Here is a 9,970-nt window from a genome sequence, read left to right as displayed (position 1 = left end):
GCTGTCCAGCCGAGGAGATGCTCCGCGCCCGTGTTCCAGTCCGTCACCCGGCCGTCCAGGTCGGTGGCGACGATGGCGAAGTCGATGGAGCTGTCGATGATGGCCCGCTGCCAGCGCGCCCCATCCTCCAGGCGGCGCCGGTGATTGCGATGCCCGGTGAGGTCATGCTGGCTACCGAAGTGGTAGAGGAGCCGCCCGTCCCGGTCGAAAACCGGGCTGATGTAGAGCTCGTTGACGAACGTCGTCCCGTCACGCCGGTGGTTCAGAATCTCGATCGCGATGTCCCGCCTCTCGGCGAGCGCCCGCCTGATCTCTGCCACTTGCGCGGGGTCAGTGTCCGGACCCTGCAGGAAGCGGCAGTTGCGGCCGAGGAGTTCCTCCGCCGAGTAGCCGGACAGGTCCTGAAAGGCGCGGTTGACAAAGATGATCGGATCGTCCGGCTGGTTCGGATCGGTCAGGATCATCGGCATCCGCGTCTTCTCGACGGCCGAGAAGAGCTCGTCGGGACCTGCCGGGGTGGTGCTGCCCCTCTCGACGGGAACACGGCCCTGGGACTGGAGTTGGGATCGCAGGCACGCGACCTCGGCCTCCAGGTCGAGCTCGCGTTGCTGGAGCCGCTCGAACTCGGCCGTGTTCACCGCGGGCTCGCCTTAACCTTGACGGCCTGGGCGGGGGTCTGATCGGCCTCGGCCCGTTCGAAGGCGCGCAGCGCCGCCCTGACCACCTCACTGGCGCTCCCGAAGCGGCCTGACGCGACATGGTCCGCAATGAAGGCCCGTAGCTCAGGGGTGAGCGAGATATTGAGGGTCGTAACGTGCCGCATGGCGGGCCCATGACGGAAGGCAAGTCGGGCGTCAAGGATTGCCACGGCTTGCCAACAAGGCGGGCCATAAGGTCTCCCCAGAACGCCCGAGGCAAGCCTAAGTATAGTCGAGCCAAGCCTGCCACCCAGTTCCCACCTCGTATGCCCTGGGGCACTTGAGTCAGCTTCTGCACTCCCTTCACTCCGAAGCTGCCAGTCCCCTTTCGGCCAACATCGATCGTCGGCTCGGCGCCCCATCTCGGCCAAAGGCTGCGTGCGTGCCCCTTTCGGTAAGCGGACATGGCACTCCCGGTTCAGACGGATCGAGGTGATGATCGCTGTCAGGGCCTCTAATGCCCGCCTGAGCCCTGGGGCTTCTCCTTCAAGCCCGCATGACTTCGAGGAAGGCACGGAACGCCGCGCTCGGTTGGCGGCGGCTTGGGTAGTACAGATGGTTGGCCGCCAGCACCGGCGCCCATCCCGGTAGCACCTCGGTGAGCGACCCATCGAGCAGACAGGGGGCGGCCTGGAGACGCAGCAGGCAGGCGATGCCCAGCCCGGACAGCGCCGCGTCGCGCATCAGGTCGGCATCGTTGGTGATGAAGGTCTCGGGGACCGCACGCCCGAACATCTCGCCGTCGCGTACGAAATCCCAGCGGTGTAGTGCCCCTGACGACGTGTGGCGGTAGCTGATGCAGCGATGTGCGCCGAGGTCGTCGGGCGTTTCGGGCACGCCGTGCGCATCGAGATAGGCTGATGCCGCCGCGAAGACGAGTTCCATTGGCTCGCTGATCCGCACCGAGATCATGTCCCCCTGCAGACCGCCTGCGTGCCGCACGCCGCAGTCGAACCGCTCGGCCACGATGTCGACCAGTCCATCGTTGACGACCAGTTCCACCGCCACGTCCGGGTAGCGCTGCGCCAGCGTCGCGAGGCGGGGCAGCACGACATGGACGGCCGCTGGCCGATGCGCGTTGACACGAACCCGCCCCACCGGGCGGTCGCGCGCCTGGTCGAGCTCGGCCAGCATGTCCTCCACCGAGGCCATCGCCGGGCGTAGCCGCAACAGGAGCTGCTCGCCTGCGCTCGTGGGTGAGAGCGAGCGGGTGGTGCGGTCCAGCAGGCGGATACCCAGCCTGTCCTCCAGGGTTCGCATGGCATGGCTCAGCGCCGACGCCGAAAGGCCAAGCCGGGTTGCCGCCCTCGCGAAGCTGCCTGCCTCCACGATCTCCGCGAACACGGCGAGGCCAGACCAGAGCTCGCGGTCCATTCCTGAAAATCCTTCAGCAACCCATCCGTTCCGGAGGCACTAATCGTCCCCCGAGCGGCAGTCCATCTTCGGCACGCTGCACGAAGAGAGGAGAACCCGATGAACCTTCAGGCTTACCGCTCGCTTGGCCGCTCGGGTCTGCTGGTCAGCCCGCTCGCCCTGGGCACGATGACCTTCGGCACGGCGCGGTGGGGTGCCGACGAGGCGGGCAGCCGCGCCATCTTCGAGCGGTACGTCGAGCTGGCCGGCAACTTCATCGACACCGCCGACGTGTATTCCGGCGGCCGCTCGGAGGAGATGGTCGGCCAGTTCGTCGCTGAAAACGGCCTGCGCGGCCAGATGGTGATCGCCACCAAGTCAGGCTTCGCCACGGGCCAGGGGTTTCATCAAGGCGGCAATGGCGCGCGGCACATCCATGCGGCGGTCGAGCGCTCGTTGCGGCGGCTGCGCACGGACTTCATCGACCTCTACTGGATCCATGTCTGGGACGGCATTACCCCCGCGGAGGAGCTGCTCCAGACCATGGCAGCGCTGATCCAGGCGGGAAAGATCCGCTACTGGGGCATCTCGAACACGCCAGCCTGGTACGTCACGCAGCTTGCCACGCTGGCGCGGGTGCATGGCCTGCCGTCACCCGTCGGGCTGCAGTACTTCTACTCGCTGGTCGAGCGTGGCGTGGAAAGCGAGCACGTCCCCCTGGGCCAGGCCTTCGGCATGGGCCTGGTGCCGTGGAGCCCGCTGGCCTACGGCCTGCTGACCGGCAAGTACGACCGTACCGCCGTCGAAGCCGCCGCACCGCGGCGAGGCGGTGTCCCGAACGAGGCGGATATGAGCGGCCGGCCTCGCCCGGAGGGGGACAAGCGGCTGGATGGCGACAACCCGTTCGGCGACATGCTGTTCACCGACCGCAACTGGACCATCGTCGAGGCGCTGAAGCGCGTCGCGGACGAGGCAGGCGAGAGCCCGGCCCGCGTCGCGCTGGCCTGGGTGGTGGGACGACCGGGCGTCGCCTCCACGCTGATGGGGGTAAGCCGCGCCGAGCAGGTGACCGATAACGTGGCTGCCCTTGGCCTCGATTTAGCGCCCAAGCATTCCGAGGCGCTCGACGCGACGAGCGGCGGCGACCAGAAGATCCTCTACGGCCTGTTCCAGCCAGGGGTTCGCAATCAGGTCGTGTTCGGTGGCGCCGACGTGCGCGGGTGATGAGCCTCGTCGCAGCGGACCATGTCCGCTGCCCGGTTTCGGTGCCCGGAAGCGGTCAGGCGGCTTCCGGCCAACACCTGCCAGTGGCTTTGTTCAGGCGAGCGATCGTTGGTCGTCCGCTTCCAGAAGGTGGATCGGACTTACCGAACCTTGCGAGGAGAGCCAGGGGAAGTCAGAGCTTGGTCGCTCATCCACAGTCGGCGGGTAGAGCGGAGAAAGGATCCAGCGCAGGAACCCCCAAAGGGTCGAAGTGCCGGAGGTTGCGGGTCAGAATGGTGTAGCCGTGCTGCAGCGCCGTGGCGGCGATGGCCACGTCGGCCAAGCCCGGGTCATGCCCCTTGCCCCGGGCCAGGTCGGCGAGCCGTCCCATGTGCCGCGCCACCTTCAGGTCCACAGGGATAATCCGGGCGCTGTAAAGATGGAGCAATGCCTCAAGCCATTCCGACAGCCTCTCGGCCTTCCGAATGGCGCCCTGCCGGCGGGCCTTGCCAATGCCATCCTCCACCTCGGCCACGGCGATGACGGAGAGGAAGAGGCCAGCGCTGTTGCGGTCCATCCAGGTTACCAAGTCTGGCGCGGCAACCGCCTTGGTCGGCGCTCCTGCGGAGAGGACGTTGGTGTCGATGAGGTACAGGGGTCAGAGCCCCGCGTCGCGTAGGCCACCCTGCCGGGGAGAAAGATCGTCATCTTCCAGCGGAGCGGCCATCAGCAGGCGACCGAAGGAGGGTACCTGTGAGAGGCGCTGCCACTCCTCGAAGCTCACCACCACCGCCTCAGGGCGGCCGTGACGGGTGATGACCGAGGGCTGCCCGGCCCTGGCCTGGTCTATCACCGCCGATAGGGTCGCCTTGGCATCGCGAAGCTGGATCTCCTGCACATCGGTCTCCATGACTACTGTGGTCATACTGTGATCTGAGATGCTTAAGCGCAAGAGGAAAGCAATGGCCTGAAGCCATGCGCCTGGGCATGCAAGAAACGCCGAGCTGGGCAGCTGGCCAGGGGTTTAGCCTCTCACCAGGGAGGCCTTCAGGCCATTCCTCAACGGAGGCAGACATGCGGACCGAAGGATCCGTCCCCAGCGGAGGGGGCCGGCCGATCTCCCTATCTGCCGGCCGGATCGTGGGCCCGAAGCGAGCGCTGAAGGAGAAGCAGGTCTGGGCAATCCGCTTCTACCTTTCGAGTCAGAAGCGGGGGCGCGATCGGGCCATGTTCGACATCGTCATCGACAGCAAGCTCCGCGGCTGCGACGTGGTCCAGCTCAGGGTGAGCGACGTGACCTCCGGTAGCCACATCCGCACTCGCTCGACCGTTGTGCAGCAGAAGACAGGACGGCCGGTGCAGTTCGAGATCACCGAGACAGCACGGGATAGCTTGGCGGCTTGGCTGCATCTACGGGGCGGCACCCTGGACGACAGCCTGTTCCCAAGCCGCGTCGGCCGGTGCCCGCACATCGGAACACGCCAGTACGCCCGGCTGGTCGATGAGTGGGTCAGCGCCATCGGCCTGCAACCGGAGGACTACGGGACGCACTCGCTGCGCCGGACCAAGGCTTCGCTGATCTACAAGCGAACCGGCAACTTGCGGGCCGTGCAGATCTTGCTCGGGCACACTAAGATCGAGAGCACCGTGAGGTACCTCGGCGTCGACATCGAGGATGCCCTGGCAATCTCAGAGGCCACCGACATCTAGGCATCGAGCCACTCAGGGAATGATCGCCGCCGGATCGATCCTCTCCAGCGGTTGCCCCAGCCAAGATGGGCACTGCCGACCCCGACCCATTCGCGACATTGATAATCGCTGGTGGAACGTCTGGTATAGAAATAGAAAAGGACATTGCATCAATGCCACTACCACCGGCTGCTTCGCGCTCGAGCGCTGCATCTGGCAATTCGATCGGCACCGTGACCCATAACGAGCTGATCAAGCTGCTGCCGCAATTGCCTTTACGGAGAAGTATAGCTAGGCTCTCGACGTCACACGTCGTCAAGCCTCAAGGGGAATCAAGCGAAACTCACATATAAAAGCTGTAGCTGACCTGGGGTTTCTCCGTAGAGCTGACATACTTCATGATGTCGCCGATTTTGCGGGCGCATTCCAGTGTGATTGGAAGGCGGCCGTCCATCTGGGTATTATTCCAGTTCATCTTGGTTAGGCCAAGGATCTCTTGGCAAAGGCTCTCAAGCGATGAGTCCTGCTCGTAGACGGTGACTCTCAACGGCCTTGGTACGTAGGCGCCTGGATACGTCTTGTAGAAATCAACGGTGCCCCGCGTGTAAAGCACGCCTTCGGTCTCGGAGACGGCGAGCATAGTGCCGCGCTTCGGGGGGTAGTCACCGTCGCCAAATAGCCGGATGTCGGTGTCGGTGATCGCGACAAAGTCCTTCGAGCGGATGCCCTTCTCCTCGAGTGCTCGCACGAAGCCAGCCCGTTCACTGTCACGAAAGTGGCTCGATTTGTGAATCACGATCCGGGCGGGCATGTGCTGGAGTGCGCGATCGTACTCGTCTAAGGCGTCGCGAAGGAGTTCGTAGGCCTGATCCTCACTAAGATAAGGGTGCCGGTTTTTCTTGTCGATCGACACGGGAGTTCCGCGCAGGATGATGCCATGCCCGAACTCGTCGAAGACCTGGGCTAAGCTCGACGACACGGTTTCGCCGTCACGGCTTTTATAGAAACCGATGCCGATGTAGCAGGAGCGCAGCTTCGCAGTGTCTTCGACAAGACGCCATGGGATGGTACGGTTACCCTTGTAATAGAGCGCCGTGCAGAAGTTCCAGGCTTTAGTGGCGGGATCCTGCTGCTCGCCAGCATGTTTGGTGATGAGGATGGTCTTCTCTCGTACTAGCTGCAGCGGCGTGCCAAGGTGCATACACTTCGCCTTCAAGATGCGGCGAAAATTGTGCTCGACATCACCCTCGACGTCTTCGCTGCCCTTCGATGATGTGACAGAGTCGAACATCTCGTTGGGCATGACGCAGACAATCACATCGACGGACCGGTTCTCGGCGAGAAATCGAATTTGCTCGTAGTAGAGTTCGACGGCGCGGGTGACGCGTTCGGCGCGAGACGCGAGCTTCACCACAGCCGTGATCTCGGACTTTTGCAAGGTGCGGGTGTACTGCGGGGAGTTTATAAGTCGGGTGAGGAAGCCGTAGCTCTGATTGATGCCGCCAAAACCCCGGAAGAGATTGAGAAGCTGCGACTCCTTCTTGCGCTCGATCCCGCCACGGCACTGGACGAGCCATTCGTCGAGAAGGTCGATGCCCTCACCACGGCCGACAACGCCAATGCGCAACTCGGTCCGGCGCAGCTCATCCCGCTTGTCGTATACACCCATGTTCTCGATGCCGGTGCGGGGGCAAATGTGAGTGCCAGTGCCGAACTCGAGGAGCGGCTCTGTGAGCGTGGTAAGCTTCATGCTGCAACCTCCCGCATGTCGTCATCTGGTCCGATGACTGCTTCATCTTGATCGTCGGCAACGTCGTCAGCTTCCTCCCCGACGTTGAATCTTAGAAGGGATTGGAAGCTCAGCCCTTCCTCATCGCCGGCATTAGCCAGGAAGTAGGCGATGAAGCGGACTTGGTTCCGAACGCTGGAGTTGTGCTCGAGCCGCTTTTGGTGGGAGAGGAGATCGTCGTGCCAGTTCGACTGCTGGTGACCATTACAGGAGTAGAACCAGCTTGGGACGATTTGGGCGTACCAGTCGTCGCCGAGTTTCGTGAAATTCAGCTCGAACGAAAGGTGCTGGTGGTGGGCCACCTTCGTCGGATCTTTTTTCGAGCGCTTGATTTCGTAGACGCGTCGGATCGCATTGCGCTTCCCGACCCATGATTCCTTGCGCTCCGTCTGCCCCTCTTCCGTAGCAGCAAAGTAGAAAAAGCGGTCTTTGGGCTGCATGCGGACATACCGCGTCTTGAGCCGTTCGCGGGTCTCAGCGCTGAGCAGTTGCTTGAGCACATTAACGTTGTCGATTTCGGAGGATTCTGCAAGGTCGGAAACGTCGAGTCTTTCGATAGAACCTGCGTCGATTACGCTTATAAGCCCGCTCGCCTTCATGTCGTGAAAAGCGAACAGCTTATTATTGTAACAAACCCAGGCGTCAGTGTGCACATCGTTGAGGAGAAGCGCCATCTTCACGACTGTATTTCGGTGCCGAGGGTTGCGCCGGTAAGACAGAGACTTGCGAGCCCGGGCAATGACCTCCTTGTCATCAATTGTGAGTTCGGCGACGTAAACTGCCTCGGGCAGGCGGATGCGCTGAAGGTTGGAGGTGACCGCGACCGGTGCAGGAACGCCATCCGTACTGTAGGCGATGTACGCGTCCACCTCACCAAGGATGCGCTGAAACTCCTCCAGCACACGCTCCTGCGCTGTAATCCTCAACGCTCCGACCAGACCGAGAAGGTCGGCCAAGTCGATAATGTGCTTCTTGCAATTAAAGGCGAATCTGTCGTCCAGCAGTTCGCTGATCGAGCTCTGGCTATAAGACGCCTGCTTCTTCGTTAGCATCAGGACGTAGAGTTCGTCGAACGTATTAAAATAGGACCGATCCATAAACTGCCGGACGGTCGCCTTCACCTTGTCAAGCGAGGTGGTAGAGGTGACCTGGAAGCAGATCCGGTCATGGTCGTCGCCGAGATCAATGCCGGGAAAGTTCTTCTGCTTGCGGTTTAGGTTGATGAGGCTGGGGAGGTTATAAACAGACTTGAGGATAGAGATAAATGCATCCTCTAGGGCGAGATTGATGTCCGTCCGGCCCTGAGATGTCGCAAGCTCGACCTGAAGGATAATCCGGCTTACAACATCGCGTAGCTTATTTTCCACCTCAAGTTGCCGCATTTAATCCAGGCTCCCGAGCATCTCACTACGAGCATGGGAACGCAGCAGGAACAGTTCAAGAGGCGTGGAAAAAAAACGGCAGCTTCTAGGCCGCTCTAGGCCGATTACTATGATGTGCGTGATTGACGGCTTTCAATTGAGCAGCCTTCCACGCGTAGGCTGCTGAACAGATTGATATGGTCCATTGCTGACCTGCTCACCGGCGGCCGGCACATCTCGTGGAAATGGTGGCTTCCATCCAGTCTCGGCATAAAGCCTGAAAGAATGAAGGCGGAGATAAGCTGGCCTCGGAGCCGAGTTTAGTCAAAAACGGAGGTCATCTGCCACACAATGCGGACATCCGGCGTGCGACGTCGGCTTGCAACTATGCCAAGCAGCTACAGGATGCTTTGTGGCATCGACACGCAGAATGGTTGGTCCGTCGAAGGAATCCCTGACCCAGCAGGGGCCACCCCGGCAAGCGCTCGCGCCCCGGGGGCACATCTGTCGCGATCGCGGCGGGTGGAGCATGGCCCTCAGTCCGTTGCCCCGCCCTCGCCACTCTCAGAAGATCTGCAATGGGCAACGTGCTCAATCTACATCGCGACGAGCTGACCACCACGCTTCTCGGCTTCATCCGAGCCAAGCGCCGTCCGAGACCAGATGTCCGTCTGAGGCGGGCCACCCCGCCTCAGACGGACATCTGGTCTAGGTTCCCTGCGGGAACAGCAGGGCAATCACCATCCCTTGGCCATCGGTCACCTCTACCATCCCGCCGACCGTGGCTTCGGCCCGGATGAAAGACCGCAGGCCTATGAACGAGACGCGCCGTCCGGCGGACAGCTTCTTGAACCCGTCCAGCCCGTCCTTCGACGCCAAGTGCCGAAACCGCCCGTAGGCTGCGGACTGTCGGTGATCGTCGGCCCGGGCGGAAGAGAGCCAATAGAGGAGTTCATAGGCACGGTTATGGACGAGCTTGAGGCGGTCGATTGCCTCCTGCGGGGTAGCGGGGGCATGCAGTACGGCCGCCGGGGTGAAGGTGGGGCGGGCGCGGCCCTCCTGGAGCAGTGGTCCAGCTTTCCAGACCGGCTCCAGGTGGGCGATCCGGTTCCTCATGTCGCCAACGAGGTCGATACGAGCGAACAGGACGTCCTGGCGCCGCTGTTTCGCCCAGTAAGCGGGATTGCTGTTGGCGTGGTTCGGCAGCAGGGCAGTGAGGATTGCTCCCCAATCCACCCTGTTGCCCCGGTGGTCGTGGGCGGCGTCCAGCAGGTGCTTCCAGAAGCCGAAGGTCAGCTTCGAGACGACGTCGTCCGGCGATGGCGAGGGATAAAGAGGCACTTGGCGCCCAGCCCGCCGCCGGTGAGTGATCGTGCGGACCTTCTCGAGCGAGCGCGGCACCAGTCGGAGGTCGTTGTACCAGTCCGAGGAAGCCGTTCCTGCAGCTGCCCCGTAGCGTGCGCTCAATTCCCGGTGAAACGCGTTCCGCATCGTCACCTCAAGGTTGTTCAGCAACGCAGTGAGGCTGGCCGAAATCGCGTCGTTCCAGCAGTAGATCCCGTAGAGTTCAAGGTCGTTGGCGGGGTTGAAGAATGTCCGGTAGCTGCTGAGGCGTGGGCCGGAGAGCGCTGCGATGGTCGCGGCGATGTTGGAGGGTTGCATTTCGCCGCAGTAAGCCCTATCTATTCACGCGTAGGCACGCAGTTTGTACCCCAGCCAGCCCAACGACGCGACGGGAAGCGGGGTCTGCGATGCAATATTTTTTTAGGAAGGGGTCACCGCAAGGTGGCCCCTTTCGGCTATTTAGGCCTTGCTATGCTGCTTTCCTAAGCAGCTACGTGGCGGCCCACCTGTCCAGGAACAAAGCGACACTGTTA

General features: G+C 62.3%; 10 protein-coding genes. 2 read left to right on the top strand and 8 right to left on the bottom strand.

All coding sequences use genetic code 11. The features are described 5' to 3' along the window. The 3 genes from D9599_RS32175 to D9599_RS29385 form a co-directional block, all read right to left on the bottom strand. The coding region (locus tag D9599_RS32175) for a PAS domain S-box protein (protein ID WP_309228758.1) at positions 1–638 on the bottom strand (638 nt) is incomplete at its 3' end. Continuing rightward, positions 635–823, bottom strand: a complete 189-nt coding sequence (locus tag D9599_RS29390; protein ID WP_198384888.1) for a type II toxin-antitoxin system ParD family antitoxin — start codon at positions 821–823, stop codon at positions 635–637. The genes D9599_RS32175 and D9599_RS29390, both read right to left, overlap by 4 nt. Positions 824–1,184: 361 nt before the next feature. Further along, positions 1,185–2,072 carry a LysR family transcriptional regulator gene (locus D9599_RS29385; RefSeq protein WP_198384887.1) on the bottom strand — a complete coding sequence of 296 codons (888 nt, stop codon included), beginning with the start codon at positions 2,070–2,072 and terminating at the stop codon, positions 1,185–1,187. 99 nt (positions 2,073–2,171) lie between these two features. Here D9599_RS29385 and D9599_RS29380 point away from each other — a divergent pair, with 99 nt between their 5' ends. Next, positions 2,172–3,275: an aldo/keto reductase gene (locus tag D9599_RS29380; RefSeq protein ID WP_198384886.1), complete on the top strand. Its 1,104-nt coding sequence runs from the start codon at positions 2,172–2,174 to the stop codon at positions 3,273–3,275. Between the two features lie 187 nt (positions 3,276–3,462). Here the strand turns inward: D9599_RS29380 and D9599_RS29375 are convergent, their stop codons facing one another. Both D9599_RS29375 and D9599_RS29370 read right to left on the bottom strand, forming a co-directional pair. After that, positions 3,463–3,900 (bottom strand): type II toxin-antitoxin system VapC family toxin, encoded by a 438-nt coding sequence (locus D9599_RS29375; RefSeq protein WP_309228759.1) that lies wholly within the window; start codon positions 3,898–3,900, stop codon positions 3,463–3,465. 12 nt (positions 3,901–3,912) lie between these two features. Further along, complete coding sequence (locus tag D9599_RS29370; RefSeq protein ID WP_232481089.1) at positions 3,913–4,179, bottom strand: type II toxin-antitoxin system Phd/YefM family antitoxin; 267 nt, start codon at positions 4,177–4,179, stop codon at positions 3,913–3,915. A gap of 149 nt (positions 4,180–4,328) precedes the next feature. Between D9599_RS29370 and D9599_RS29365 the strand changes: the two genes are divergently transcribed. Next, positions 4,329–4,964: a tyrosine-type recombinase/integrase gene (locus D9599_RS29365; protein ID WP_198384885.1), complete on the top strand. Its 636-nt coding sequence runs from the start codon at positions 4,329–4,331 to the stop codon at positions 4,962–4,964. Positions 4,965–5,286: 322 nt separating this feature from the next. Here the strand turns inward: D9599_RS29365 and D9599_RS29360 are convergent, their stop codons facing one another. The 3 genes from D9599_RS29360 to D9599_RS29350 form a co-directional block, all read right to left on the bottom strand. Then, positions 5,287–6,693 carry a hypothetical protein gene (locus D9599_RS29360; protein ID WP_232481088.1) on the bottom strand — a complete coding sequence of 469 codons (1,407 nt, stop codon included), beginning with the start codon at positions 6,691–6,693 and terminating at the stop codon, positions 5,287–5,289. Then, positions 6,690–8,114, bottom strand: coding sequence for an SMEK domain-containing protein (locus D9599_RS29355; RefSeq protein ID WP_198384884.1), 1,425 nt, complete (start codon positions 8,112–8,114; stop codon positions 6,690–6,692). Before D9599_RS29355 ends, D9599_RS29360 begins: the two co-directional genes overlap by 4 nt. 687 nt (positions 8,115–8,801) lie before the next feature. Next, a complete protein-coding gene (locus D9599_RS29350; protein WP_198384883.1) occupies positions 8,802–9,755 on the bottom strand; it encodes an Abi family protein in 954 nt (317 codons plus the stop codon). Positions 9,756–9,970: the final 215 nt, after the last annotated feature.

The organism is Roseomonas sp. KE2513 (assembly GCF_016107305.1).
In the GTDB taxonomy this organism is placed as follows: Bacteria; Pseudomonadota; Alphaproteobacteria; order Acetobacterales; family Acetobacteraceae; genus Roseomonas.
The sequence above is the reverse complement of the archived record's forward strand: the minus strand, read 5'-3'. Positions and strand labels throughout refer to the sequence as shown.

Bases quoted from the DNA above. Each gene is read 5' to 3' on its own strand.
- D9599_RS29390 (WP_198384888.1), bottom strand. From the start codon at position 823: ATGCGGCACGTTACGACCCTCAATATCTCGCTCACCCCTGAGCTACGG.
- D9599_RS29385 (WP_198384887.1), bottom strand. From the start codon at position 2,072: ATGGACCGCGAGCTCTGGTCTGGCCTCGCCGTGTTCGCGGAGATCGTG.
- D9599_RS29380 (WP_198384886.1), top strand. From the start codon at position 2,172: ATGAACCTTCAGGCTTACCGCTCGCTTGGCCGCTCGGGTCTGCTGGTC.
- D9599_RS29370 (WP_232481089.1), bottom strand. From the start codon at position 4,179: ATGACCACAGTAGTCATGGAGACCGATGTGCAGGAGATCCAGCTTCGC.
- D9599_RS29365 (WP_198384885.1), top strand. From the start codon at position 4,329: ATGCGGACCGAAGGATCCGTCCCCAGCGGAGGGGGCCGGCCGATCTCC.
- D9599_RS29360 (WP_232481088.1), bottom strand. From the start codon at position 6,693: ATGAAGCTTACCACGCTCACAGAGCCGCTCCTCGAGTTCGGCACTGGC.
- D9599_RS29355 (WP_198384884.1), bottom strand. From the start codon at position 8,114: ATGCGGCAACTTGAGGTGGAAAATAAGCTACGCGATGTTGTAAGCCGG.
- D9599_RS29350 (WP_198384883.1), bottom strand. From the start codon at position 9,755: ATGCAACCCTCCAACATCGCCGCGACCATCGCAGCGCTCTCCGGCCCA.